General features: G+C 72.4%; 19 protein-coding genes and 1 pseudogene. 10 read left to right on the top strand and 10 right to left on the bottom strand.

What is annotated here, in order from left to right; genetic code table 11:
• Window positions 1–2: 2 nt before the first annotated feature.
• From BLW57_RS24600 to BLW57_RS24610, 3 genes are read right to left on the bottom strand one after another with little or no spacing between them, the layout of a single operon-like run.
• Window positions 3–947: a hydroxymethylglutaryl-CoA lyase gene (locus BLW57_RS24600; protein WP_073900493.1), complete on the bottom strand. Its 945-nt coding sequence runs from the start codon at window positions 945–947 to the stop codon at window positions 3–5.
• The gene (locus BLW57_RS24605) at window positions 944–2,959 is read right to left on the bottom strand and encodes an acetyl/propionyl/methylcrotonyl-CoA carboxylase subunit alpha (protein WP_093477463.1); all 2,016 of its coding nucleotides are present in this window, start codon (window positions 2,957–2,959) and stop codon (window positions 944–946) included. The genes BLW57_RS24600 and BLW57_RS24605 overlap by 4 nt, the downstream gene beginning before the upstream one ends.
• Before the next feature lie 11 nt (window positions 2,960–2,970).
• Complete coding sequence (locus BLW57_RS24610; RefSeq protein ID WP_093477464.1) at window positions 2,971–4,587, bottom strand: carboxyl transferase domain-containing protein; 1,617 nt, start codon at window positions 4,585–4,587, stop codon at window positions 2,971–2,973.
• 97 nt (window positions 4,588–4,684) lie between these two features.
• Here BLW57_RS24610 and BLW57_RS24615 point away from each other — a divergent pair, with 97 nt between their 5' ends.
• The 3 genes from BLW57_RS24615 (at window position 4,685) to BLW57_RS24625 (ending at window position 7,539) form a co-directional block, all read left to right on the top strand.
• Window positions 4,685–5,284, top strand: a complete 600-nt coding sequence (locus BLW57_RS24615) for an SACE_7040 family transcriptional regulator (protein ID WP_093477465.1) — start codon at window positions 4,685–4,687, stop codon at window positions 5,282–5,284.
• A gap of 194 nt (window positions 5,285–5,478) precedes the next feature.
• Complete coding sequence (locus tag BLW57_RS24620) at window positions 5,479–6,636, top strand: acyl-CoA dehydrogenase family protein (protein ID WP_093480861.1); 1,158 nt, start codon at window positions 5,479–5,481, stop codon at window positions 6,634–6,636.
• Between the two features lie 36 nt (window positions 6,637–6,672).
• Complete coding sequence (locus BLW57_RS24625; RefSeq protein WP_093477466.1) at window positions 6,673–7,539, top strand: acyl-CoA thioesterase; 867 nt, start codon at window positions 6,673–6,675, stop codon at window positions 7,537–7,539.
• 52 nt (window positions 7,540–7,591) lie between these two features.
• Here BLW57_RS24625 and BLW57_RS24630 read toward each other — a convergent pair whose 3' ends face one another.
• From BLW57_RS24630 to BLW57_RS42490, 3 genes are all read right to left on the bottom strand, one after another.
• A complete protein-coding gene (locus BLW57_RS24630) occupies window positions 7,592–9,883 on the bottom strand; it encodes an FtsX-like permease family protein (protein ID WP_093477467.1) in 2,292 nt (763 codons plus the stop codon).
• The gene (locus BLW57_RS24635; RefSeq protein ID WP_256339572.1) at window positions 9,880–10,497 is read right to left on the bottom strand and encodes an ABC transporter ATP-binding protein; all 618 of its coding nucleotides are present in this window, start codon (window positions 10,495–10,497) and stop codon (window positions 9,880–9,882) included. Before BLW57_RS24635 ends, BLW57_RS24630 begins: the two co-directional genes overlap by 4 nt.
• Before the next feature lie 130 nt (window positions 10,498–10,627).
• Window positions 10,628–10,750 (bottom strand): hypothetical protein, encoded by a 123-nt coding sequence (locus tag BLW57_RS42490; RefSeq protein ID WP_256339573.1) that lies wholly within the window; start codon window positions 10,748–10,750, stop codon window positions 10,628–10,630.
• A gap of 365 nt (window positions 10,751–11,115) precedes the next feature.
• On the opposite strand from BLW57_RS42490, the gene BLW57_RS41495 reads away from it, so the two are divergent.
• On the top strand, window positions 11,116–11,469 hold the full coding sequence (locus BLW57_RS41495; RefSeq protein WP_176985705.1) for a hypothetical protein: 354 nt from the start codon (window positions 11,116–11,118) through the stop codon (window positions 11,467–11,469).
• 78 nt (window positions 11,470–11,547) lie between these two features.
• Here the strand turns inward: BLW57_RS41495 and BLW57_RS24645 are convergent, their stop codons facing one another.
• Entirely contained in the window at window positions 11,548–12,336 is a 789-nt protein-coding gene (locus BLW57_RS24645; RefSeq protein ID WP_093477469.1) for a phosphatase, read from the bottom strand.
• A gap of 79 nt (window positions 12,337–12,415) precedes the next feature.
• Window positions 12,416–13,954, bottom strand: coding sequence for a PucR family transcriptional regulator ligand-binding domain-containing protein (locus BLW57_RS24650; protein WP_093477470.1), 1,539 nt, complete (start codon window positions 13,952–13,954; stop codon window positions 12,416–12,418).
• A 218-nt stretch (window positions 13,955–14,172) separates the two neighbouring features.
• Between BLW57_RS24650 and BLW57_RS24655 the strand changes: the two genes are divergently transcribed.
• The 3 genes from BLW57_RS24655 to BLW57_RS24665 are packed head-to-tail and all read left to right on the top strand — an operon-like array spanning window position 14,173 to window position 18,352.
• Window positions 14,173–15,633 carry a sodium:solute symporter family protein gene (locus tag BLW57_RS24655; protein WP_093477471.1) on the top strand — a complete coding sequence of 487 codons (1,461 nt, stop codon included), beginning with the start codon at window positions 14,173–14,175 and terminating at the stop codon, window positions 15,631–15,633.
• A 56-nt stretch (window positions 15,634–15,689) separates the two neighbouring features.
• Window positions 15,690–16,661 carry an agmatinase gene (speB, locus tag BLW57_RS24660; RefSeq protein WP_073900511.1) on the top strand — a complete coding sequence of 324 codons (972 nt, stop codon included), beginning with the start codon at window positions 15,690–15,692 and terminating at the stop codon, window positions 16,659–16,661.
• A 5-nt stretch (window positions 16,662–16,666) separates the two neighbouring features.
• Window positions 16,667–18,352, top strand: a complete 1,686-nt coding sequence (locus BLW57_RS24665) for a thiamine pyrophosphate-binding protein (RefSeq protein WP_093477472.1) — start codon at window positions 16,667–16,669, stop codon at window positions 18,350–18,352.
• Between the two features lie 287 nt (window positions 18,353–18,639).
• Here BLW57_RS24665 and BLW57_RS24670 read toward each other — a convergent pair.
• Window positions 18,640–19,107: pseudogene (locus BLW57_RS24670) on the bottom strand (RHS repeat domain-containing protein); the annotation flags it as partial.
• A 523-nt stretch (window positions 19,108–19,630) separates the two neighbouring features.
• On the opposite strand from BLW57_RS24670, the gene BLW57_RS24675 reads away from it, so the two are divergent.
• Window positions 19,631–20,995 (top strand): VanZ family protein, encoded by a 1,365-nt coding sequence (locus tag BLW57_RS24675; protein WP_093480862.1) that lies wholly within the window; start codon window positions 19,631–19,633, stop codon window positions 20,993–20,995.
• 18 nt (window positions 20,996–21,013) lie between these two features.
• Here the strand turns inward: BLW57_RS24675 and BLW57_RS24680 are convergent, their stop codons facing one another.
• Window positions 21,014–21,385 (bottom strand): hypothetical protein, encoded by a 372-nt coding sequence (locus tag BLW57_RS24680; protein WP_093477474.1) that lies wholly within the window; start codon window positions 21,383–21,385, stop codon window positions 21,014–21,016.
• A gap of 161 nt (window positions 21,386–21,546) precedes the next feature.
• Between BLW57_RS24680 and BLW57_RS24685 the strand changes: the two genes are divergently transcribed.
• Complete coding sequence (locus BLW57_RS24685) at window positions 21,547–22,464, top strand: serine hydrolase (RefSeq protein ID WP_093477476.1); 918 nt, start codon at window positions 21,547–21,549, stop codon at window positions 22,462–22,464.
• 201 nt (window positions 22,465–22,665) lie between these two features.
• Window positions 22,666–26,385, top strand: a complete 3,720-nt coding sequence (locus tag BLW57_RS24690; RefSeq protein WP_093477477.1) for an ABC transporter ATP-binding protein — start codon at window positions 22,666–22,668, stop codon at window positions 26,383–26,385.
• Window positions 26,386–26,389 lie beyond the last annotated feature (4 nt).

Below are 26,389 nucleotides of genomic sequence, written 5' to 3' on the forward strand. Positions count from 1 at the left end.
GATCACTGGTCCTTGTGGGAGAGAGCGCGGACGGTGCGGGACGGACTGGGCCGGCCCAACTGTTCGGCCATCCACACGCTGGTGGCGGTCAGACGGCCGAGATCGACCCCGGTCTCGATGCCGAGGCCGTGCAGCATCCACACGAGGTCCTCGGTGGCGAGGTTGCCGGTGGCGGACCTGGCGTAGGGGCAGCCGCCGAGGCCGCCCGCGGAGGCGTCCACGGTGGTGACGCCGTGCTGCAACGCGGCCAGCGTGTTCGACAGCGCCTGGCCGTAGGTGTCGTGGAAGTGCACGCCGATGACGTTCGTCGGCACGCCCAGCTCGTTGAGGAGACTGAGGAGTTCGAGCACATGGCCCGGGGTGGCGACGCCGATCGTGTCGCCGAGGCTCAGCTCGTCGCAGCCCATGTCGCGCAGCGCCGTGCAGACACGGGCCACCTGGTGCAGGGGGACCGGCCCCTCCCACGGGTCGCCGAAGCACATCGACACATAGCCGCGCACATGCAGGCCCGCGTCCTTCGCGTGGCGCACCACCGGCTCGAACACGGCCAGCGACTCGTCCAGCGTGCGGTTGAGGTTGGCCTTGGCGAAGGACTCGGTGGCGCTGGCGAACACGGCCACGCGCTCGGCGCCGAGGGCCAGGGCCCGGTCCAGGCCGCGCTGGTTGGGGACCAGCACCGGCAGGTCCACCCCGGGCAGACCGCCGAGCATCGGGAACAGCTGCTCGGCGTCGGCCAGCTGGGGCACCCACTTGGGGTGCACGAAGCTGGTCGCCTCGATCGTCGTCAGGCCCGCGTCGGCGAGCCGGCGGACGAACTCCGCCTTGACCTCGGTCGGTACGGCCGTCTTCTCGTTCTGCAGCCCGTCGCGGGCGCCGACCTCGTGGATCCGCACCCGCGCGGGCAGGTCCTGGGCCGGTACGACCATGGGCAGCGGCTCGGCGCTCATTCCGCCTCCTCCGTGGGCGCGATGACGGCCAGCACCTGGTCCATGGCGACCGTCGATCCCGGGGTCACGTCCAGTTCGGCGACCGTGCCGGCGTGCGGGGCGGAGATGACGTGCTCCATCTTCATCGCCTCGACCACCAGCAGGCTCTGGCCCGCGGTCACCTCGTCGCCGACCGCCACCTTCACCACGGTCACCGTGCCGGGCATCGGGGCGGTCAGCGAGTCGGCGCCCGCGTGCGCGGAGCGGGAGAGGGAGTCGGCCACCGGATCGTGGTCGCGCACCTGCCAGGTGTCGCCGTCGCGGCCCAGCCAGGTGCCGTCCGGCAGGACGGCGAAGGTGTGGGTGAGGCCGTCGAGCCGGAAGGTGAACCGGTGCCCGGCGCCGGACCGCACGGTCGTGCCGCCGGACCCCCGGAGCGGCTGGTCCGTCCCGGGGAGCAGCAGTTCCGTGCCGCCGCCCGGTGTGCTGCGCACGCGGACGGTCACGGCCTCCTGGCCCGGTACCCGCAGGTGGTGCGGTGTCCAGGCCGCCTCGCCGCCCAGCCGCCAGCCGTCGGCCGCGGCGAACGGGTCCGTCCAGCCGGAGCCGCCGGCGGGCGCGAGCGCGGCATGGCGCAGCAGCGCCGCCGCCGCGTACACCTCCGCCGGCACCCCGTCCGGGACGAGCCCGTCCACCTCGCGCTCCACCAGTCCGGTGTCCAGCTCGCCCGCCACCACCGCCGGGTGGGCCAGCAGCCGGCGCAGGAAGCCCGCGTTGGTCTGCACGCCCAGGGTGACCGTCCCGGAGAGGGCCGCCCGCAGCTTGCGCAGGGCCGTCTCGCGGTCGGGGCCGTGGACGATGACCTTGGAGAGCATCGGGTCGTACAGGCTGCCGACCTCGGTGCCCTCGCTGAGGCCGGAGTCGGTGCGGACGCCGTCCCCCCGCGGCTCGTCGAGCAGCAGCACCGTGCCGCCCGAGGGGAGGAAGCCGCGCGCCGGGTCCTCGGCGCAGATCCGGGCCTCGACCGCGTGTCCGGTCAGCGTGACGTCGTCCTGCGCGAAGCCCAGCGTCTCGCCGGCCGCCACCCGCAGCTGCCACTCCACCAGGTCCAGCCCGGTGACGAGTTCGGTGACCGGGTGCTCCACCTGAAGACGGGTGTTCATCTCCATGAAGTAGTACTGCGAGGGGTCGCCGCCGGGCACGATGAACTCCACCGTGCCCGCACCGCGGTACCCGCACGAGCGGGCCGCCTGCACGGCCGCCTCGCCCATCGACGCGCGCGTGGCCTCGTCGAGGAGCACGCTCGGCGCCTCCTCGATGATCTTCTGGTGGCGCCGCTGCAGGGAGCACTCGCGCTCGCCGAGGTGGACCACGTTCCCGTGGCCGTCGGCCAGCACCTGGATCTCGATGTGCCGGGGCCGGTCGATCCACCGCTCCACCAGCAGGGTGTCGTCGCCGAAGGAGGCGCGGGCCTCACGGCGGGCGGCGGCGATCTCCTCCTCCAGCGCGCTCACCTCGCGCACCAGGCGCATGCCCTTGCCGCCGCCTCCCGCGGACGGCTTCAGGAGCACCGGCACCCCGATGTCCCGGGCGGCCGCGGCGAGTTCGCGGTCCGACAGCCCGCTGCCGCTCGAACCCGGCACCACCGGGACCCCGGCCTTCTGCACGGTCTCCTTGGCCCGGATCTTGTCGCCCATGAGCGCGATCGCGTCGGCCGGCGGGCCGATGAAGACCAGCCCCGCCTCCTCGCACGCGCGCGCGAAGCCCGCGTTCTCGGCGAGGAAGCCGTACCCGGGGTGGACGGCCTGGGCGCCGGTACGGGCGGCGGCCTCCAGCAGCCGCTCCACCGACAGATAGCTCTCGCCCGCGGGCGCCGGACCGATCCGTACCGCGGTGTCGGCCTCGCGCACGTGCCGCGCGTCGGCGTCCGCGTCGGAGAAGACCGCCACCGAGCGCACGCCCAGGGAGCGGAGCGTACGGATGACGCGTACGGCGATCTCGCCCCGGTTGGCCACCAGCACTGTGTCGAACACGGTTCCCCTCCTCACATCCGGAAGACGCCGAACTGGGGGTCTCCCAGCGGCGCGTTGGCACAGGCCGTCAGGGCGAGTCCCAGCACCTGACGGGTCTCGAGCGGGTCGATCACGCCGTCGTCCCACAGGCGGGCGGTGGCGTAGTAGGCGTTGCCCTGGCGCTCGTACTGGGCGCGGATCGGCGCCTTGAAGCCGTCTTCGGCGTCGGCCGGCCAGTCCTCCCCGCGCGCCTCCAGCTGGTCCCGCTTGACCGTGGCGAGGACGCTGGCGGCCTGCTCGCCGCCCATGACGGAGATCTTGGCGTTGGGCCACATCCACAGGAAGCGGGGGGAGTAGGCCCGGCCGCACATCGAGTAGTTGCCCGCGCCGTACGAACCGCCGACCACCACGGTCAGCTTGGGCACGCGCGTGCAGGCGACGGCCGTCACCATCTTGGCGCCGTGCTTGGCGATGCCGCCCGCCTCGTAGTCCTTGCCCACCATGAAGCCCGAGATGTTCTGCAGGAACACCAGCGGGATGCCGCGCTGGTCGCACAGCTCGATGAAGTGGGCGCCCTTCTGGGCGGACTCGGAGAAGAGGATGCCGTTGTTGGCGACGATCCCCACAGGGTGGCCGTGGATCCGGGCGAAGCCGGTGACCAGGGTCTGCCCGAACTCGCTCTTGAACTCGGCGAACCGGGAGCCGTCCACCACGCGCGCGATGACCTCGCGCACGTCGTAGGGGGTGCGGGAGTCGACGGGGACGGCGCCGTAGAGGCCGTAGGGGTCGACCTTCGGCTCGACGGCCGGCCGGACCTCCCAGGGCAGGGACCGCCGGGCCGGCAGTGTGGCGACGATGTCGCGCACGATCCGCAGGGCGTGCGCGTCGTCCTCGGCGAGGTGGTCGGTGACTCCGGAGACCCGGGAGTGCACCTCGCCGCCGCCCAGCTCCTCCGCCGTCACGACCTCGCCGGTGGCCGCCTTCACCAGCGGGGGACCGCCGAGGAAGATCGTGCCCTGGTTGCGGACGATCACGGCCTCGTCGCTCATCGCCGGGACGTACGCGCCGCCGGCCGTGCACGAGCCGAGCACGGCCGCGATCTGCGGGATCCCGGCGCCGGACATCCGGGCCTGGTTGTAGAAGATGCGCCCGAAGTGGTCGCGGTCCGGGAACACCTCGTCCTGCATCGGCAGGAAGGCGCCGCCGGAGTCGACCAGGTAGACGCACGGCAGCCGGTTGTCCAGGGCCACCTCCTGCGCGCGCAGGTGCTTCTTCACGGTCATCGGGTAGTACGTGCCGCCCTTGACGGTGGCGTCGTTCGCGACGATCACGCACTCGCGCCCGCTGACCCGGCCGATCCCGGCGATCACGCCGGCGGCCGGGGCCTGTCCCTCGTACATCCCGTCGGCCGCGAGGGGGGCCAGCTCCAGGAAGGGCGAGCCCGGGTCGAGCAGCGTGTCCACCCTGTCCCTCGGCAGCAGCTTGCCGCGCGCGGTGTGCCTGGCCCGGGCCTTCTCGCCGCCGCCGAGCGCCGCGGCGGCCAGCTTGCCGCGCAGCTCCTCGACGAGCGCGAGATGGCCCTGTTCGTTGGCCCGCCAGGCCTCCGACGCGGGATCTGCCGCGCTCCGAAGCTCCGGTGCCTCCTGCATCCTGCGGTCCCCTCACCCGGTGATCGAACCTGTTAATGAGCGTTAACCATTTCCAACAGGTTAACGACCGCTAACCTCCCTGTCTAGAATTGCCTGCATGGTCACCAGAACCGACGCCCCGACCCGGCGCGAGCAGATCCTCAAGGAGGCCGCCCGGCTCTTCGCCGAGCGCGGCTTCCACGGTGTGGGGGTCGACGAGATAGGCGCGGCGGTCGGCATCAGCGGCCCCGGCCTGTACCGCCACTTCCCGGGCAAGGACGCGATGCTCGCCGAGCTGCTGGTCGGCATCAGCGGCCAGCTGCTCACGGGCGCCAAGCGCCGTCTGGCGGAGGCCGACGGGGCCACCGGCACCCCCGAGGTCCTGGACTCGCTCATCGAGGGCCACATCGACTTCGCCCTCGACGACCGCCCGCTGATCACCCTGCACGACCGTGAGCTGGACCGCCTGCGCGACAGCGACCGCAAGCTGGTGCGGCAGCTCCAGCGGCAGTACGTCGAGCTGTGGGTGGAGGTGGTCCGCGAGGTCTACCCGGCCCTGACCGAGCCGTCGGCCCGCTCGGCCGTCCACTCCGTCTTCGGCCTGCTGAACTCCACGCCCCACCTGGGCCGCGCCGGCACGCTGCCCGGCCGCGGGGCCATGGCGACGCTGCTGCACCGGATGGCGCGCGGGGCGTTCGCGGCGGCCGGGGAGCGCTAGGGCCCTCCTTCGGCGGAGCCGTCGCGTACCGCCAGAACCTCGACCGGGACGGGGACCCGCCTCGGTCCGCCGTCGTGCCCGGCGTGACGAGCGTTACGGACGGATACCCCTGGACGGGGTTACCTACCCGCCGGTACGGTTGAGTGAGCAAGCGCTTAGACATGGCGATGCCGAGGTACGTGGAGGTGGGCGGCGTGCGCCGTACGGTGTTCAACGAGGATCACGAGGCGTTCCGGGAGACCATCCGCGCCTTCATCGAGGCCGAGGTCGTACCCGTGTACGACGAGTGGTTCGCCGCCGGCCAGGCGCCGCGCGACTTCTACTACAAGCTCGGCGAGCTCGGCATCTTCGGCATCAACGTGCCCGAGGAGTTCGGCGGCGCGGGCATGGAGAGCCACAAGTTCGAGGCGGTCCTCTACGAGGAGACCGCCCGCGCCGGCGTCCAGTTCGGCGGCTCCGGCGTGCACGTGCTGCTCGCCCTGCCGTACATCAAGATGCTCGCCACCGACGAGCAGAAGAAGCGCTTCCTGCCGAAGTTCGTCACCGGCGAGGAGATGTGGGCGATCGCGATGACGGAGCCGGGCACCGGCTCCGACCTCGCGGGCATGAAGTCCACCGCCAAGCTGTCCGAGGACGGCACGCACTACGTGCTCAACGGCGCCAAGACCTTCATCACCGGCGGTGTGCACGCCGACAAGGTGATCGTCTGCGCCCGTACGGCCGCGCCCACCGCCGAGGACCGCCGCCACGGCATCTCGCTGTTCGCCGTGGACACCAAGTCCGAGGGCTACTCCGTCGGCCGCAAGCTCGACAAGCTCGGCCTGAAGACCTCCGACACCGCCGAGCTGGCCTTCGTCGACGTCAAGGTGCCGGTCGAGGACCTGCTCGGCGAGGAGAACAAGGGCTTCTCCTACCTCGGCCACAACCTCGCCTCCGAGCGCTGGGGCATCGCCTTCGGCGCCTACGCGCAGGCCAAGGCCGCCGTCCGGTTCGCCAAGCAGTACGTGCAGGACCGCACCGTCTTCGGCAAGCCGGTGGCCCACTTCCAGAACACCAAGTTCGAGCTGGCCGCCTGCCAGGCCGAGGTGGACGCCGCCGAGGCCGTCGCCGACCGCGCCACGGAGGCCCTGGACGCCGGTGAGCTGACGCCCGCCGAGGCCGCCTCCGCGAAGCTGTTCTGCACCGAGGTCGCCCACCGTGTGATCGACCGCTGCCTCCAGCTGCACGGCGGCTACGGCTACATGAACGAGTACCCGATCGCCCGCCTGTACGCGGACAACCGCGTCAACCGTATCTACGGCGGCACCAGCGAGATCATGAAGTCGATCATCGCCAAGGACATGGGTCTGTAAGGTCCCCGCAATCACCGGCGGGTACACCTACAAGCCATGAGCCATGCACTCCAGGATCTCCTCGATCTGCTCGACCTCGAGCAGATCGAGGAGAACATCTTCCGCGGCCGGTCCCGCGCCGCCGTCGTCCCCCGCGTCTTCGGCGGGCAGGTGGCGGCGCAGGCGATGGTCGCCGCCGGCCGGACGGTCCCCGCGGACCGGCCCGCGCACTCCCTGCACGCGTACTTCCTGCGCCCCGGTGATCCGGGCGCGCCGATCGTCTACACGGTCGACCGGATCCGCGACGGCCGGTCCTTCACCACCCGCCGCGTGGTCGCCGTGCAGCACGGCAAGCCGATCTTCCACCTGTCGGCGTCCTTCCAGGTCCACGAGGAGGGACTCGACCACCAGGCGCCGATGCCGCCCGCACCGGACCCGGCGACCCTGCCGACCTCCCAGGAGCGGCTGCGCGGGTACGACCATCTCGCGCCGGACGTGGTGGAGCGTTTCCTGGAGGCCCGCGAGGCGATCGACCTGCGGTACGTGGACGAGCCGCCGTACGGGCGCTTCGGCGAGCCGCGGGAACCGCACTCCCAGGTGTGGTTCCGCACCAACGGCAAGCTCGACGACGACCCCCTGCTGCACGTCGTCCTCGCCACCTACGTCTCCGACATGACCCTGCTGGACTCCGTGCTGCTCGCGCACGGCCGCGGCGGCTGGGCCGTCGGCGACGTCGTGGGGGCGTCCCTGGACCACGCGATGTGGTTCCACCGCCCCTTCCGTGCCGACGAATGGCTGCTGTACGACCAGGAGTCGACCACCGCCCACGGCGGCCGCGGTCTCGGCCAGGCCCGCATCCACACCCAGGACGGCCGCCTCGCGATCACGGTGATCCAGGAGGGCGTGGTGCGCGTCCCCAGGTGACGCGCACCACCCGCCGGCCCGTGCCCGGGACGGCCGTGGGCGGGCCGACGGCTCAGTCCCGGCGGATGAGTTCCGGATCGATACGGCGTCCCACCAGCGGCAGGGTGCCCAGGGCCGCGACCGCGACCACACCCAGCGCCGCGCAGGCCAGGACCGGGATCCCGGCGAAGTCCCAGAAGACCTCACCGCCCCCGGTGACCAGATAACTGGATTCGGCGAGCTTGCCGGTCACCAGGGCCAGGACGAGGCCGACGGCCAGCGGCAGCACCACCTGGGTGCTCTGCACGGCGCGCAGCGTGCGGGCCCGCGCCCCGATGAGGGTGATCGCGGTTACCTGGGCACGGCGCTCGACGGCCCGGTCCGTGACGGCGACCAGGAACGCGGCGACACCGATCACCAGGCCCATGATCATGCCGAGCACCAGCAGGGTCTCGATCACGGCGATCTGCTGCAGGCTGTCCACGTTGACGCCGACCGGCTCCACGGAGACCGTCGGCGCGACGCCGCCGATGCCGTCCAGAACCCCGCGGACCACCCGCGGTTCGGAGTCGCTGTCGAGGACGAGGGAGCCCGACCGTGGACGGGCGTGCGCCGGCAGCGCCGTCGGCGGGACGATCATCGACGCGTCGCCGATCGCCGACGGGTCGTACGGACGCATGACGACCGTGGCCGAAGGGATGGTCAGGGTGACCGCCCCATGGCGCCGGCCGGTCCGCAGCTCGAAGGGGAACGAGGCGCCGGGGCGCATGTCCGGATCGGCCGAGCTGTTCGGGTCCACCAGACGCATGACCCGGCCCTCCCGGCAGCCCTCGGTGTGCCGCACCAGCCGGGTCAGCTGGGCGCAGGTGGCGACCAGCGCGGTGGCTCGGGGCGGGATGCCGGCGGGCCCGGGCTTGCTCCAGGAGACCATCGTCCGGGCGTGGGCGCGTACTCCCGGCACCCCGGCGAGCCGGCTCTCCTGCTCCTCGGACAGGGCCGACAGCGGCAGGGAGTAGTCCTGGACGGGGTTGCCGGGCTTGCTGACCTGCTCGAACTCGATCAGGACGCCCTGGGCGAGAGAGGCCGCGTAAACCAGCAGGACCAGGCCGGTGACGACCCGCATGGTGCTGCCCGGCTCGACCTCGTTGCGGCGCATGGCCAGGTTCAGCGTCAGGGACCGGGTGGTCCCGGCCACCTTGCGGGCGAGGAGGTACGACAGCCACGGCAGGGTCAGCACCAGGCCCGACCCGGTCAGCAGGACTCCGCCCACGACGAGGACCGCGAAGATCCCGTCGCTCGTGGCGGGATGGTCCGTGAGGCCCGTCGCGCAGAAGCCGGAGACGATGCCCAGCCCGGTGACCAGCAGCAGCCCGCCCCACTTCGAGGGGGGCTTCGGCACGGCCGTACGGCGGACCGCCAGCGGGTTCGTCGCGGCGCTGCGCGCACTCGCCCGGCCGACGAACCAGGCGAGAGCCGGGCAGCCGAGGAGGCAGACGACGACGGTGGTCCAGGACAGGCTGCCGTCGGCCGGGTACCAGCGCAGCGCGGGCAGGCCGGAGCGGGACATCGCCTGGTTGAGGAGCCAGTACTCACCGAGTCCGAGCACGGCGCCGAGCAGTGCCGCGGCCACGGTCTCGGCGGCGTTGACGCGCTGGGTGCCCCTGGTGCTCAGGCCCAGCAGGCGCAGCGAGGCCAGGCGCCGGGTACGGCTGGCGGCGGAGAGCCGGGCGCACACCGACAGGAAGACGGCCAGGGGCAGCAGGACCAGCGTGGCGAGGGCGAAGCGGAGGTTGGTGAGGGTGGAGGGCTCGACCACCGGGACGGGGGCGTAGGGGGAGCCGAAGGACCGCAGAGCCCCGGTGTCCGGGTCGTGCGCGAGGGCGGCCCGGGAGGTGCCGACGTAGGCGTAGAGCTCGTCCGGATCGCCGAGGCCGGCCCCGCCGATCCGGCCCTTCTCGCGGCCCGGCAGCAGCCCCTTGAGGGCCGGCTCCGCGCGCATCAGTTCGTGCAGGCGCGGGGAGACGAACAGCTCGCCGGGGCCGGGGAGCGCGTCCAGGCCGGGCGGTGGCTGGGGGGTGTCCTTGTCGCCGCGGGCCACGAACACCCGGGTGAACGGCTTGGAGCCGTGCGGATCCCGCCGCTGCAGTACGAGCGTCGAGCCCGCCGGCGCCTTGCCGGCGGAGGTCGTCTGCGGTTCGCGGGCCGCGGTCCGTCCGTCGTGCGCGTCCAGGATGGCCGGGATCGTCAGCACGAGGGCGAGACAGCACACGCCGAGGGAGCTTCCGACGGCCATGAGGAAGAAGCGGACGCGGTTGCCCCGGCCGGCGCCGGACAGCAGCCGCAGGCCGAGCAGGAACTCCCTCACGCCGCACCTCGCGGGGTGAGGACTCCGTCGGCCATGGCGTAGTGGCTGTCGGCCTGCGCGGCGACCGCGGGATCGTGCGTCACCAGGATCACGGCCGTGCCCTGAGAGCGTGCCAGGTCGAGGAACTCCCGCAGTACGGCGGCGGCGTTGGCGCTGTCCAGCGATCCGGTCGGCTCGTCGGCGAAGACCACCGCCGGGCGGTGCACCAGGGCCCGGGCGACCGCGACACGCTGACTCTGACCGCCCGACACCTGTGAGGGCCGACGCTCGCGCAGCTCGCCCAGACCGAGCCGGTCCAGTACCCGGCCGGCTTCCGCCAGGGCGTGCTTCTTGCTCCGCCCGGCCAGACGCAGCGGCAGGGCCGCGTTCTCCTCGACGGTCAGCTCGGGCAGCAGCTCGCCGTACTGGAAGACGAAGCCGAAGCGCTCACGGCGCAGCGCACTCATCTCCTCGTCGGGGAGCTCGCCGAGTACGCGCCCGTCGAACCGCACCTGGCCGCGCGCGGCGGGCAGAACCCCGGCCAGGCAGTACAGAAGCGAGGATTTGCCGGAGCCGCTCTGCCCGGTGACCGCCGCGACCTCGCCGGGCGCGACGGAGAGATGAGCACCGTGCACGGCCCGCCTACTGCCGTAGAAGAGGTCGACTCCGAGGGCGGAGATGATGTGTGAGCTGCTGATGTCTTCCCCCAGGAATACCGGCCGGGCCCAGGCACGACGCCTGGGCCCGGTTTCGCCGTCCCGTCGATCACGGGCGCTTGTAGTGCTTGGTCACCGAGCAGTTGTCGGGGTGGAGCGATCCCTTGTCACGGCAGACGCGTAGGTAGGCGTTGACGGCGTGGCGCTCGGCGCCGTCCCAGTTGTAGTACACGTTGTGCCCGTCACCGTTGTCGGCGTCCTGGAGCTTGCCCTTCCATTGGCGTGCGTGTCGGGAGATAGCTGTGGCGCGATTAGTCGCCCGAGATGACGAGTGACGGGTGCGGTACTAGGCTCTTCGAGTGAAAGCCGCAAATGCACGGCACACGCGGCCGACGAGGTCCCGGGGAAGCTCTGACCTCAGCCGTGACACCCGAGGCAAGGGGTCACAGGCGTCGGCCGGACCCAGGTGCCGCTCATGAGCCAGCGGCGACATCAGAAGACCGCGCCGCACACTTTCCGTCTTTCCGTGCGGTGACGGCCATCCACCTCGTGACGTCCCCGTCGGGAACGTGCGAGAGACGATGGAAGGTACTTCCCATGCGAGCTACACGCACGAGGCGTCTTGTCGCGACGTCCGCAGCCGGAATTCTGCTGGCCGGCGGAGCCGCGATCGGGGCGGCGGGCACTGCCTCGGCGTCGGATCACGGCGACCACGGCTCCTACAGCGACAGCTGGGGCGGCCACAACGGCCACAACAGCTGGTGGGACGACGATGACGACGACTACGGCGGCTACGACCACGGCGGCTATGGCGGCGACCACGGTGGCTACGACCACGGTGGCGGCGGCTACGGCGGCGACCACGGTGGTGGCGGCTACGGCGGCGGAGGCCACGATGGTGGCGGCTACGGTGGCGGCGGCCACGGCGGCGGCGGCCACGGCGGTCACTGACCCGAACACGATCTGAGGCGATGGTGCGGCCCTGCTCGCGGGGCCGCACCGTCGCGTCCGCCGACGGTCGCGCGGCCCCTAGGCCAGACCGGCCCCCGCCAGCAGATACGCCGTCATGGGGTCGTAGTGGCGCGGGCTCACGACGTGGTCGTCGAGCGGCACGACCACCTGCACGGTGCCCTCGGACTCGCCGAGGAACAGCGCCGGGTCGTTGCAGTCGGCGTATCCGACGGAGTCCAGGCCGTGTTGGCCCGCGTACCCGGCCCAGCCGTGGTCGGCGACGACCAGGTCCGGCAGCGGACGCCCCGCGCGCTCGAGCCCGTTCAGGATGGCGCGCATCGGCTCGCCCGAGTGGGTGTGCCACAGCGTCGCCCCGTGCTCCAGCACCGCGACGTCGGCGAACTGCATGACGTACCCCTCGTCCGTCTGCAGCCCCTCCGGGATGACCACGATCTCGCAGCCCGCGGCCCGCAGCGCGTCGGCCGTGGCCCGGTGCACGTCCAGCAGGCCGCCCGGGTGGCCGGTCGCGAACAGCACCCGCTGCTGCCCCTCCGCCGCCTTGCGCAGCCGCGCCGCCATGCGGTCCAGCGCGTCCACGGTGAGTTCGGGGTCGATGGTGTCCTGCCCGTACCGGTACTCGGGATCGTCGTTGACACCCACCCGTTCGGCCATGACCGCGAGCACGTCCTGCTCGTCCGTCCAGCGGTCGCCCAGCTCCAGGCCGAACCAGAAGTTGCGGACACCGTTGGCGAGCTGACGGTAGTGGGAGAGGTTGTTCTCGCGGGGCGTGGCGACGTCCCCCGCGATACGGGTCCTCACCAGGTGGTCGACGAGCTGGGCGCGGCTGGGTGTCCCGGATATCGGCATGCCTCCCATTGTGGGGCAGCGCGCCGCGGGCGTCCTCGGCATATCGCCCCGTGGGACGGGGGTCACTCGGCTCCCGCCCTCAGCCCCGCCGCAGCGCGAACCACAACTCCATGCGGACGTCCGCGTCGTCCAGATCGGTGTCCAACAGGGCGGCGCAGCGGGCGATCCGCTGCCGCACGGTGTTGCGGTGCACGTCCAGCGCCACCGCCGTACGGTCCCAACTGCCGTGCAGGGAGAGCCAGGTGCGCAGTGTCTCGGCGAGCGCGGCCTGCCCCGCGAGGGGAGCGAGCAGCGTGCGGGCGTGCGACTCGGCGTCCGCGCGCGGCACCAGGTCCTCCAGCGCCGGCCGGGCGGCGTGCCGGACCAGCGGGGTGCGGGTGGCGCGGGCGCGGGCGAGGGCGCGGGCCGCCTGGGTGTCGGCGGACGGCCACTCGGACGGCTCGGCCGCGGCGCTCACCCCGAGGGTCCAGCCGGGCTGCGGTTCCGGTTCGCGCCCGGCCGGCACCAGCACGCGTACGACGTCACGGGCCAGGTCGACCAGGGGTGAGCCCAGGGCGGCGCCGAGGGCGGAGGCGGCGACGGCGTCCGGCGCCTGGGAGTCCGGCCGCGCGTGCACGACCCGCCACCCTCCCTCCCCGCCCAGCAAGGGCGCCGCCTCCTCCGGCGGAGCCCCCAGCAGCAGCCGTACCAGGGCGGAGGACCGGGCCGCCCCGGCCCCGCTCTGGTGCTCACCGGTCAGCAGGGACAGCAGGACGGCGGCCACGGAGGCGATGGTGTGGTCGCCGGGTTCGCGCCGGGTGGTGGCCACGCCCAGTACGAAGCCCTCGCCGGCGCCGAGGGCGTAGACGGCGAGATGGGTCGGGCCGAGGGTGTCGGTGGCGGACGCCGGCAGCGGCCGGGAGGCGGCGGGAGCGCCGCCCGCCGCGTGGTCCGCGCCCACCGCGGCCGGCGGCCTGACCACCCCGGCCAGCTCCGCCAGCGCCGGCCGCACCTCCCGTGCGGCGTCCCGGCCCGCCCCCGCGACCTCCGTGCCGTCCGGCCCGTACAGCACCGCCCGCCCGCCCAGGCGCTGGGCCAGCTGCCGCAGGACGGCGGGGACCGGATCCGGGCGCGCGGCCGCCGCGGCCAGGCTCTGCTGGGCCTCGGTGACGCGCCGCAGCTCCGCCAGACGGGCCTGTGCCATCAGCTGCCACACCGCGCGGGCCACCCCGGAGAAGGTGGTCTGCGGAGGGACCTCCAGCAGCGGCAGGCCGTGGCCTTCGCAGGCGGTGACCAGCGCGGGCGGCACCGTGTCGTGCACCGGAGCCAGCCCGAAGCCGAGAGCCGCGCCGCCCGCCGCGACGATCCGGGACACGTAGTCGTCGAAGTACGTGCCGCTTCCGGCCGCCTCCGGGATGTGCACCCCGGCCGTCAGCAGCAGTTCGCCGCCGAGCAGGTACGGGTACGGGTCGGCCATCTCCGAGGTGTGCGCCCAGTGCACGACGGTGTCCGGATCGGTGGGGCCCGCGATCTGCCGCAGGCCCAGGTCCTCCCGGGCCAGCAGGGCCGTCAGCGGGACCGGTGGGGTCGGTGGGACGGCTGGGGTGATCGTCTCCGGCATGATGTGCGTTTCCTCCATCCCACCCCGTTCATATGGATGAAACGTACTCTTCGCAGTCGCTTTCCGGCCACCTAGGGTCAACACGGAACGGCAGCCGCGGGTACGGGCGGATGTCCCCGCGATCCGCTGCCGTCACCCCCGCTCCGGAGGAATCCCTCGACCCGAGGACCCCCTCCCGAGGAACCCCCACGTCTCTGCACGACACGCCACCGACAGTGCGCGAAGGAGGGCCCCACATGGCCGTCGACTACACAGTGATCGTCGTCTATCTCGCCGGCATGCTGGCCATGGGCTGGTGGGGCATGCGCCGCGCCAGGTCGAAGAGCGAGTTCCTGGTCGCCGGCCGGCGCCTCGGCCCCGTGATGTACTCGGGCACCATGGCCGCGATCGTCCTCGGCGGCGCGTCCACCATCGGCGGCGTGGGCCTCGGCTACCAGTACGGCCTCTCCGGCGCCTGGATGGTCTTCACCATCGGCCTCGGCCTGCTGGCCCTGTCGGTGTTCTTCTCCGCCCGCATCGCCCGCCTGAAGGTCTACACCGTCTCCGAGATGCTGGACCTGCGCTACGGCGGCCGGGCCGGGGTGATCTCCGGTGTGGTCATGTGGGCGTACACCCTCATGCTCGCGGTGACGTCCACCATCGCCTACGCCACGATCTTCGACGTCCTGTTCGACATGAACCGGACCGTCGCGATCATCCTCGGCGGCTCGATCGTCGTCGCCTACTCCACCCTCGGCGGCATGTGGTCCATCACGCTGACCGACATGGTCCAGTTCGTCGTCAAGACGATCGGCGTGCTGCTCCTGCTCCTGCCCATCGCCGTGGTCAAGGCGGGCGGCTTCTCGGAGATGAAGGCCAAGCTCCCCACCTCGTACTTCGACCCGCTGGGCATCGGCGGCGAGACGATCTTCACGTACGTCCTGATCTATACGTTCGGCATGCTGATCGGCCAGGACATCTGGCAGCGCGTGTTCACCGCCCGCGGGGACCGGACCGCCAAGTGGGGCGGCACGGTGGCCGGAACCTACTGCCTGGTCTACGCCCTCGCCGGCGCGGTGATCGGTACGGCCGCCAAGGTGATCTACCCCAAGCTGGGCAGCCCCGACGACGCCTTCGCCACCATCGTCAAGGACGAACTGCCCGTCGGCGTGCGCGGCCTGGTGCTGGCCGCCGCCCTCGCCGCCGTGATGTCCACCTCCTCCGGCGCCCTGATCGCCTGCGCCACGGTCGCCAACAACGACATCTGGTCCCGGCTGCGGGGCGCGGTGCGCCGCACCGACGACACCCACGACGAGGTCAAGGGCAACCGCGTCTTCATCCTGATCATGGGCATCGGCGTGATCGGCACCGCGATCGCCCTGAACAACGTGGTCGAGGCGCTGACCGTGGCCTACAACCTCCTCGTCGGCGGCCTGCTCGTGCCCATCCTCGGCGGCCTGCTGTGGAAGCGCGGCACCGTCCAGGGCGCGCTCGCCTCGGTGATCGTCGGCGGCCTCGCCGTGATCGGCCTGATGGCCGGCTACGGCATCCTCGCCAACGAGCCCGTCTACTACGGCCTGCTGGCCTCCCTCGTCGCCTACGTCGCCGTGTCCCTGGCGACGAAGCCCACCGACGCGGCCGTCCTCGCCACCTGGCGCGAGCGCCTGGCCGGGCGGAACCCCGAACTCGTGTCCGAACCGGTCCCGGCTCACCAGTAGAGTCGTATGAGAAGCAGTACATGCGCGACGAAGCGCAGGAAAGAAGGCATTTCATCATGAGCAGCAACGAGACGCCCCGCGGCCCCGTCGACTCCTCCCGCATCCCGCGGTACGCCGGTCCCGCGACCTTCGCCCGGCTGCCCCGCCTCGACGAGGTCGGCACCGCCGACGTCGCCGTCGTGGGCGTGCCGTTCGACTCCGGCGTCTCGTACCGGCCGGGCGCCCGCTTCGGCGGCAACGCCATCCGTGAGGCGTCCCGGCTGCTGCGTCCCTACAACCCCGCCCAGGACGCGTCCCCCTTCGCCCTCGCGCAGGTCGCGGACGGCGGCGACATCGCCGTGAACCCGTTCAACATCAACGAGGCCGTCGACACCATCGAGGCCGCGGCCGACGACCTGCTCGGCACCGGCGCCCGTCTGATGACCCTCGGCGGCGACCACACCATCGCGCTGCCGCTGCTCCGCTCGGTCGCGAAGAAGCACGGCCCCGTCGCCCTGCTCCACTTCGACGCCCACCTGGACACCTGGGACACCTACTTCGGCGCCGAGTACACGCACGGCACCCCGTTCCGCCGTGCGGTGGAGGAGGGCATCCTCGACACCTCCGCCCTCTCCCACGTCGGCACCCGCGGCCCGCTGTACGGCAAGCAGGACCTCACCGACGACGAGAAGATGGGCTTCGGCATCGTCACCTCGGCCGACGTCTACCGCCGGGGCGCCGACGAGGTGGCCGACCAGCTCCGCCAGCGCATCGGCGACCGCCCGCTGTACATCTCCATCGACATCGACTGCCTCGACCCGGCCCACGCGCCCGGCACCGGCACCCCGGAGGCGGGCGGCATGACCTCCCGCGAGCTGCTGGAGATCCTGCGCGGCCTGGCCTCGTGCAACCTGGTCTCCGCGGACGTCGTCGAGGTCGCGCCGGCGTACGACCACGCGGAGATCACCTCGGTCGCGGCCTCGCACACCGCGTACGAACTCACCACCATCATGAGCCGTCAGATCGCGGCGGCCCGGAAGGACGCGTAAGCGCAGTGACTCACGACCACGACCTGGTACTCCGCCCGACGGCGGCACAGATCTCGACCGCGCTGAACCCGCCCCCGGGGCGCAACGGCGGAGACCTGGTCGTGGAAACCCTGACCGGGCTCGGCGCGACCACCGTCTTCGGCCTGCCCGGCCAGCACGCCCTCGGCATGTTCGACGCCCTGCGCCGCTCCTCCCTGCGCTACATCGGCCTGCGGGTGGAGAACAACGCGGGCTTCGCCGCGGACGCGTACGGCCGGATCACCGGTGAGGCGGCCCCGCTGCTGCTCTCGACCGGCCCGGGCGCGCTGACCTCCCTGGCGGCACTCCAGGAGGCCGCCGCCGCCTCCGCTCCCGTCCTGGCGATCAGCAGCCAGATCCCGACGGCCGGTCTCGGCGGCGGCCGCCACGGCTACCTCCACGAACTCCCGGACCAAGCGGCCTCGTTCCGCGGCGTGGTCAAGTCCGTCCACACGGTGCGCAGCCAGTCCCAGATCCCGTCCGCGATCGCGGCGGCCTGGAAGTCGGCGCTGACGGCTCCGCACGGACCGGTGTGGGTGGAGATCCCGCAGGACGTCCTCCTCGCCGAGACCGGCCTGCCGGTGGTGACGGCGATGGACGCGACGCCGGACGACCTGGCGCCGCGCCCCGAACTGACGGCGGTGGCGGCGGACCTGCTGTCCCGCGCGGCCCGTCCGGCGATCATCGCGGGCGGTGGCGTCGTACGCGCGGACGCCTCAGGAAAGCTGCTGCAGCTGGCCGAGAGGCTCGACGCCCCCGTGGTGACCACCTTCGGCGGCAAGGGCGCGTTCCCCTGGCAGCACCCGCTGTCGATGCAGTCCTGGCTGGAGGACCGGTACACCACGGACCTCCTGGAGGACGCGGACGTGCTGCTGGTGGTCGGCTCGGGCCTGGGTGAACTCTCCTCGAACTACCACACGTTCAAGCCGCGTGGCCGGGTGATCCAGATCGAGGCCGACCTCGGCAAGCTGGAGTCCAACCACCCCGCCCTCGGCATCCACGCGGACGCCCGCCTCGCGCTCCAGGCGCTGCTGGAGACGGTGTCGCCGCGCGAGGACGACAAGGCGGCCGGCCGGGTACGGGACCTGCTCGCCCGGGTCGCGGAGCGCATCGCCGCCCAGGAACTCACCCTGGAACAGGACGTGCTGGCCTCGGTCCGCCGCGCCCTGCCGGCCGGCTCCCCGTCCTTCTGGGACATGACGATCCTGGCGTACTGGGCGTGGTCGGCCTTCGACGCGCGCGGTGCCAACACCATGCACTCGGCGCAGGGTGCGGGCGGCCTCGGCTACGGCTTCCCGGCGGCGCTGGGCGCTGCCGCGGCGGACCCGTCCCGCCCGGTCCTCGCGGTGTCCGGCGACGGCGGGGCCCTGTACTCGATCGCCGAGCTGGCGACGGCGAAGCAGTACGACCTGCCGGTCACCTGGCTGATCGTCGACGACGGCGGCTACGGCATCCTCCGCGAGTACATGACGGACGCCTTCGGCCAGCCGACGGCGACGGAACTCACCCGCCCGGACTACGTGGCCCTGGCGGAGTCCTTCGGCGTCCCGGGAACCCGCACGACCCCGGAAACCCTGGAGACGGACCTGACGAAGGCCCTGGCCACCCCGGGACCGTCGGTGGTCGTACTCCCGGCGGTGCTGCGGATGTTCGCGCCTACGCATCTGGGTTAGGCGGAGGCAGGCTGAACACATGCCGGCCCCGTCGGCGCGCGAAGTCACGCGAACCGACGGGGCCGAGGGCTGCTGCGAGTCACTCAGCCGTTTAGGTAGGCAGTCAACTTCGAGATAAAGGCGGTTGTGGCGACAGCCCGAATGCGGGTTGCGGGTGAAGTCACCTCGAGGGTGACGCCGTTGTCGGCGCTAAGAAGAATGTCGGCCGTGACGGTTGTCCCGAAGCCTGTCAGCGTGACCTCTTCAAGGCCGCTGAACGAAATCTCGACCTGCACGGTGTTGAACCCCTGTGCCGCATCGGCGGCGGCGATGCGTTCCGTCTGGGACAGGGGGCGCAGCCCGTGGTGGTCCCAGGTGAGGGTCACCGGGTGGGGAAGGCCCGGGGAAGTGGTGGTCTGTTCGCAGAGAGTCGTGCCGTCCCAGGTGAAGTCCACCCTCTCCAGCACCGATTCGCCGTCCGGAGAGAGACGGAGTTTGGCCGTGCGGCGCCCCAGAGGGTCGTAGGTGTAGCGCCACCGGGTGCCGTCGGGGGTGGTCACCGACATCAGACGGTCCTCGGCACCCCATTCGTAACGCCAGGTGTCGGGCTTCCTCGACAGGCGGGTCTTCTGGCGCAGGGTGATGCGGCCCAGCGCGTCGTGTTCGTAGCGGACATCGCCGGCTCGGGTGATGCGAGTGCCCGTGTAGGTACGGAGGCCCGTCGCCTCGACGCCGGGGTGGCTGGTCGGCCAGTCCGCTTCCGTCTGGTTGCCGGCCTGGGTACGCCGAGCGCGTCAACGAAGACCGGCTCCCGTGACGTGTCAGGTTTCAAGTCCCGTTCAGTCGGCCGGGAGCGGGTTGGCATGCCGGATAGAGGGGCGCTGTGGGGCCGCCCGGGCGGAGGTGGCCGGCAGCAGCAGGGCGGAGACGGCGAGAGCGGCGGTCGGTGACCAAGGGCGTGGCTTCATAGCGGCCTTCGGGTAGGGGAGTTGTGGGGTTCCGGCGGACGTGCCGGGTTCTCACCGTCGTCCTGGGCGGGGGCCGGAACATGCCCGGAAGGAGATCGTCTTCACCGGTGTGAGCGACGAAGTGTGATGAGCGGGACTGGCTCCCCGGCAGGTCGGCCGGGTCGAAGACCTTGCCGCCGCCCAGCGCTCCGGTGCTGCTGGGCCGATGCCGGCCCCCCCGGACCCCGGGCCGGTGCGGAAGGGAACCGTCCTGCGCGTCGCGGCCGTCCTCCCCGGTGATCTTGACTTTCCGGCCCTGACCAGGCCGGTACCGATCGGGGGAGAGCACGACGTGTTCGAGGCAGTGTTCCATGACGAACTCGGGTTCCTGAGCGGGCTCGTCGTCGTCGCGGTGGTGGTGGGGTGTGCGGCCTGGGGCGTGGCCCGGAGACGACAGGCCGCGCACGCCTTCTGGTGGTTGCCGCTGGGCTTCGCCCTCACCGGCGTCCTCGGCGTCACGCTCGCCCTGCGGGCCGGTGAGCACGGCAGCGCCGTCTGCGTGATCAACCACGAGCTCACCGAGCCGCTGTACACCACCCAGGGACAGTGGAACCTGGCCATGTTCGTGCCGGTCGGCCTCTTCGGGGTGCTCGCGCTGCGGCGCCCCGCCGCCGTGCTCGCCGGGGTCCTCGTCCTGCCCGGTCTCATCGAACTCGCCCAGGCACTGGCGCCGTTCGCCGCCGGCGTCTGCGACAGCGCCGACGCCGAGATCAACACCGTCGGCGGTCTGCTCGGTCTCGGCGCGGGGCTCCTGGCGGTGCGCGGACGGGTCGCCTGGCGGGCCTGGGCCAAGCCCGCCCTGGTGTTCGGCGGGGTGCTCGGCGTGCTCGGCGCCGTCGTGCTCCAGAGCGCCGTCCGCCTCGACCACGTCGACGGCACCGGCGTCCGGGACGCGCACGGCGACGAGCGTCAGGCCGCCGAGCGTGCGGTACGGCAGGCCTTCGGGGGCCGGTACCGGGTCGGGGCCGTACAGATCCACCCGGGACTCGACGGCTACAACGGGTTCATGTCCGTCCAGTTCGCCGGAGGCTTCCCGGCGGAGCTGATGTGGCCCGGCGGACGCCGCCTCACCGTCGAATTCGAGAGCACCACCGGCCAGGGCTTCGCCGTCCCCGGCGCCACCCGGCCGCACGGCGCCCCGGACGCGTACCGCATCGCCCGCTCCTACATGCGCGCCCACTACCCGTGGGCCGAGTCCGCCTCCTGGCACGCGACACGGCCGGTCGGCAAGGACCAGGGCGGGCGCGGGTGGGTCACCTCCTGGCGGTTCAAGGAGCGCGGGGTGACCATGCCCCGCAGCCTCGACGTGCGGATCGACCGGGCCGGGCGCCTGCACGGGCTGCTGGTCGACCTCGGCCCCCGGCACCTGGACCTGCCGGCCGGGCTGCTGTCGGCACGGCAGGCCGAGAAGACCGTCGGGCAGCGGCAGCGCAAGGACGGCGCCGGCACCCGGAAGCTGCGCATCCATGCCCTCGAACTGACGACGGAGCGCACCAAGGGCAACCGGGGCCCCTGGCGCGCCGTGTGGTCCGTACAGGTCACCGACACGGAGTGCGAGCCGGTCACGGACACCGGTGAGGAGGACATGTGGGGCGCGGGCTCCTGCGAACCGTCCGTCACCCTCGTGGACGCGGCGACCGGCCGCGTCGTCCTGTGACGGCCGGTCGGTCGCCGGTCACTCCAGCAGGCCGGGGAACCGCTCCCTGAAGTCCGCCAGTTGGGCGGCGTAGCCCGCGGCGAACTCTTTCTGCCGCGGCGGGTCGAGGGTGGCGTCGGGTATCGGGCCGTGCTTCAGGAAGCCGGTGAGGGAGTCGAACAGGCTCGCCGCCGGGCCCCAGTACGGTTCACCGCGTCCCCGGGCGAGCCGCATGCAGTCGTACGGGTTCGGGCGCACCTCCCTGATCCGCTCGGCCGGGCCCGTCTTTCCTGTGATGTCCTTCACAGCGGGCGGCGGCTCGCCGCCCGCCTTCGCGAGGTACCGCAGGAGTGTCACCGCCGCGAACAGCCGCCCGGCCAGCCGGACGCGGCTCTCGTCCTGTCCCGTCATGGGCGAAGCATTGCCGCGGCCCCACGCCCTCACCCCTCGAACTCCCGCACGGCGAAAGCGTGTACAACTTTCGCGTGCCCTCGCGAGTCCAGTCAGGCAGCGCACGGGTGCGCTCGACGGCGTTCAGGGGGACGCCCGTAGACGTTTTAGGGGAACTTTCCATGACTTACCGGATATCCGGTCGGGCGCTCGCGGCCGCCGTCGGCGCCGCGCTGCTCGTTCCGGCGGTCACCGCCGCCACGCCGGCCGCCGCGGTCACGCCCGCGGTGAGCTGCACGTCCGCGAAGGCGGACCTCGCGGCCAAGCTGAAGAAGGACATCACGGCCGCCCTGGCGGGCCGCAAGGGAACGGTCGCCGTCGGCCTGTACGACCGCAGCACGAAGACCACGTGCACCCTGCGGGCCACCAGCGCCTACGACTCGGCCAGCACCGTCAAGGTCACCGTGCTCGCCACGCTGCTGTGGGACGCGAAGAAGCACAACCGGTACCTGACGGACACCGAGACCACGCTCGCCAAGGCGATGATCACCAAGTCCGACAACGAGGCGACCAGCAAGCTGTGGAAGCAGCTGGGCACGACGAAGATCAAGGGCTTCCTGACCGCCGCCGGCATGACGAAGACCACGCCCGGCGCGAACGGCTACTGGGGCCTGACCCAGGAGAACGTCACCGACGAGCAGAAGCTGCTCAAGCTCGTCACCGCCAAGAACAGCGTGCTGAGCGACAACTCCCGCGCGTACATCCTGAAGCTGATGGGCCAGGTCGTCTCCTCGCAGCGCTGGGGCACCCCCGCCGGGGCGCCGTCCTCCGTCGCCGTGCACGTCAAGAACGGCTGGCTGGAGCGCTCCACGCACGGCTGGCGCGTGCACAGCCTGGGCACCTTCAACGGTGCCGGGCACGACTACATGATCTCGGTGCTGACGCAGGACAACAGCACCATGAGCTACGGCGTCACCACCATCCAGAACGTGGCCAAGGCCATCCACAAGGACCTGGTGCCGACCACCTCCGGCGTCACGCGCTACACCCCGACCAGCCGCCCCAGCGAGGCGTTCGTCGCCACCCCGCCCCAGGGCTGACTCCGGGCGCCCCGGCCGCGACCCGGCGGCGACGGCCTCTCGGCCCGCCGCCGGGCCCGCGGACACCGGCTCGACCGCCCACCCGTCACGGAACGTGACGGCGCCGGCCGCCCGGACCGCGCGATTGTTACGGCGGGATGAAATCACCCGCTCACGGCGTTGGTGCCTTCCGGTAGAGCAGGTCGACAGGAAGGCACCGGCGTGGCAGCGCAACGGGGATGGGCACGACGGCTGGCGGCCTACGCATGGCGGTACCCCAAGGACGTCGTCCTCGCCCTGGGCTCGTCCCTCGTCGGCATGGCCGTCCTCGCGGTCGTCCCGCTGATCACCAAGGTGATCATCGACGACGTGATCGGCGACCACAGCCGCGCCATGGGCCCCTGGGCCGGCGCCCTGATAGGCGCGGCCGTCCTGGTCTACGTCACCACGTACGTCCGGCGCTTCTACGGCGGCCGGCTCGCCCTCGACGTGCAGTACGACCTGCGCACCGAGATGTACGACACGATCACCCGCCTCGACGGCCGCCGCCAGGACGAGCTGTCCACCGGGCAGGTGGTCGGCCGGGCCACCAGTGATCTCCAGCTGATCCAGGGCCTGCTCTTCATGCTCCCGATGACCATCGGGAACATCCTGCTCTTCCTGGTCTCCCTGGTCATCATGGCGTGGCTGTCGCTGCCGCTGACCCTGGTCGCGCTGGCCGTGGCGCCGGCGCTCGGCTGGATCGCCAAGCGGAGCCGGTCCAAGCTGCACCCCGCCACCTGGTACGCCCAGGCGCAGGCCGCCGCCGTCGCGGGCGTGGTCGACGGCGCCGTCAGCGGCGTCCGCGTGGTGAAGGGCTTCGGGCAGGAGGACCAGGAGACCGGCAAGCTCCGCGAGGTCGGCCGCCGCCTCTTCGCGGGACGCCTGCGCACCATCCGCCTGAACAGCAGGTTCACCCCCGCGCTCCAGGCCGTGCCCGCGCTCGGCCAGGTCGCCATGCTGGCCGTCGGCGGCTGGCTCGCCGTACAGGGCCACATCACCCTCGGCACCTTCGTCGCCTTCTCCACCTACCTGGCCCAGCTCGTCGGCCCGGTCCGGATGCTCGCCGTGGTCCTCACGGTCGGCCAGCAGGCCCGCGCCGGCACCGAGCGGGTGCTGGAGCTCATCGACACCGAGCCGACGCTGACGGAGGGCACGAAGGAGCTGCCCGCCGACGCGCCCGCGACCGTCGAGTTCGACGACGTGTCCTTCGGGTACGCCGGCGGCCCGAAGGTCCTCGACGGGCTCAGCCTGGAGATCCGGCCCGGCGAGACCCTGGCCGTCGTCGGCTCCTCCGGCTCGGGCAAGTCCACGCTCTCCCTGCTCCTGCCGCGCTTCTACGACGTCACCCACGGCGCCGTCCTGATCGGCGGCCACGACGTGCGCGAGCTGACCCTGGACTCGCTGCGGGCCGCGATCGGACTGGTCCCGGAGGACTCCTTCCTCTTCTCCGACACCGTCGGCGCCAACATCGCCTACGGCCGCCCGGACGCGAGCCAGGAGGAGATCGAGGCCGCCGCCCGCGCCGCCCAGGCGCACCGGTTCGTCGCCGAGCTGCCCGAGGGCTACGACACCAAGGTCGGCGAGCACGGCCTCACCCTCTCCGGCGGCCAGCGCCAGCGCGTCGCGCTCGCCCGCGCCCTGCTCACCGACCCCCGCCTGCTGGTCCTCGACGACGCCACCTCGGCCGTGGACGCCCGGGTGGAGCACGAGATCCACGAGGCGCTCCAGCAGGTGATGCGGGGCCGGACCACCCTGCTCATCGCCCACCGGCGCTCCACCCTCAACCTCGCCGACCGCATCGCCGTCCTGGACGGCGGCCGGCTCGCCGACATCGGCACCCACGACGAGCTCCAGGAGCGCTCGGCCCTCTACCGCCGGCTGCTGACCGACCCGGACGAGCTGGGCGGGGTCTCCCCGGGCCACGAGCGCCCCGCGGAGCCGCAGGAGGACACCTCCGTACGCGACGAGCTGGACGCCGAGTTCGACGCCGAGCGGGGCGTCACCCCGCGGCTGTGGACCGGCGACCGCGAGCCCAAGGACCGGGCGTTCGGCGGCACCCCGGCCACGCCCGAGCTGCTCGCCCAGGTCGAGGCGCTGCCCCCGGCCACCGACGTCCCGGACGTCGACGAGGAGCGCGCGGTCCGCCCGGAGGACTCCTACGGCCTGCGCCGCCTGCTGCGCGGCTTCCGCACCCCCCTGCTGGTCAGCCTGCTGCTGGTCGCCGTGGACGCGGGCGCGGGACTGCTGCTGCCGGTGCTGATCCGGCACGGCATCGACCAGGGCGTGACCCGGATGGCCGTCGGAGCCGTCTGGGCGGCCGCGCTGCTCGGCCTGCTGACCGTCGTCGTCCAGTGGGCCGCGCAGATCGGCGAGACCCGGATCACCGGGCGGACCGGCGAGCGCGTCCTGTACACGCTGCGGCTGAAGATCTTCGCCCAGCTCCAGCGGCTCGGCCTCGACTACTACGAGCGCGAGCTGACCGGCCGGATCATGACCCGGATGACGACGGACGTCGACGCGCTGTCGACGTTCCTCCAGACCGGTCTGGTCACGGCGTTCGTCTCGGTGGTCACCTTCTTCGGCATCATGGTCGCGCTGCTGGTGATCGACCTGCGGCTGGCCCTCGTCGTCTTCGCCACCCTGCCCCCGCTGATCGTCGCCACCTTCTTCTTCCGGCGGGCCAGCGTGAAGGCGTACGAACTCGCCCGCGAGCGCGTGTCGCTGGTCAACGCCGACCTCCAGGAGTCGGTGTCCGGACTGCTGGTCGTGCAGGCCTTCCGGCGCGAGCGGGACGGCGCGCGGCGGTTCGCCGAGCGCAGCGACAGCTACCGCGGCGCGCGCGTCCGCGGCCAGCGGCTGATCTCGGTCTACTTCCCGTTCGTCCAGTTGCTGAGCTCCATCGCCGCGGCGGCCGTGCTGATCGCCGGCGCGGGACGGGTCGACGCGGCCACCCTCACCACCGGCGCGCTCGTCGCGTACCTGCTCTACATCGACCTGTTCTTCGCCCCCGTCCAGCAGCTCTCCCAGGTGTTCGACGGCTACCAGCAGGCCACCGTGTCGCTGGGCCGCATCCAGGAGCTGCTGCGCGAGCCGACCTCCACCGAGGCGGCCGCCGACCCGCTCGGCGTACGGTCCCTGCGCGGGGACATCGCCTTCGAGGACGTGCACTTCGCGTACGGGGACGGCGAGGAGGCCCTGACCGGCGTCGACCTGACGATCCCGGCCGGGCAGACCGTCGCGTTCGTGGGGGAGACGGGCGCCGGGAAGTCGACGCTGGTGAAGCTGGTGGCCCGGTTCTACGACCCCACCGCCGGCCGGGTGACCGCCGACGGCACCGACCTGCGCGCCCTGGACCTCACCTCGTACCGGCACCGCCTCGGGGTCGTGCCGCAGGAGGCGTACCTCTTCCCCGGCACCGTCCGCGACGCCATCGCCTACGGCCGTCCCGACGCCACCGACGCCGAGGTGGAGGCGGCGGCCCGCGCGGTGGGCGCCCACGAGATGATCGCCACGCTGGAGGGCGGCTATCTGCACGAGGTCGCCGAGCGCGGCCGGAACCTGTCGGCCGGCCAGCGTCAGCTGATCGCGCTCGCCCGCGCCGAACTGGTCGACCCCGACGTCCTGCTCCTCGACGAGGCCACGGCCGCCCTGGACCTGGCCACGGAGGCGCAGGTCAACCTGGCCACCGACCGCCTGGCGGGCCGTCGTACGACGCTGGTGGTGGCCCACCGGCTGACCACGGCCGCCCGCGCGGACCGGGTGGTGGTGATGGACCACGGCCGGGTCGTCGAGGACGGCACGCACGAGGAGCTGCTGGCCCGTGGCGGCCGGTACGCCGGACTGTGGCGGACCTTCGTCGGCCAGTCCGAGCCGGAGGAGCCGGTCGGCGCGTCCCGCTGACGGT

Source organism: Streptomyces sp. 1222.5 (genome assembly GCF_900105245.1).
GTDB lineage: Bacteria > Actinomycetota > Actinomycetes > Streptomycetales > Streptomycetaceae > Streptomyces > Streptomyces albidocamelliae.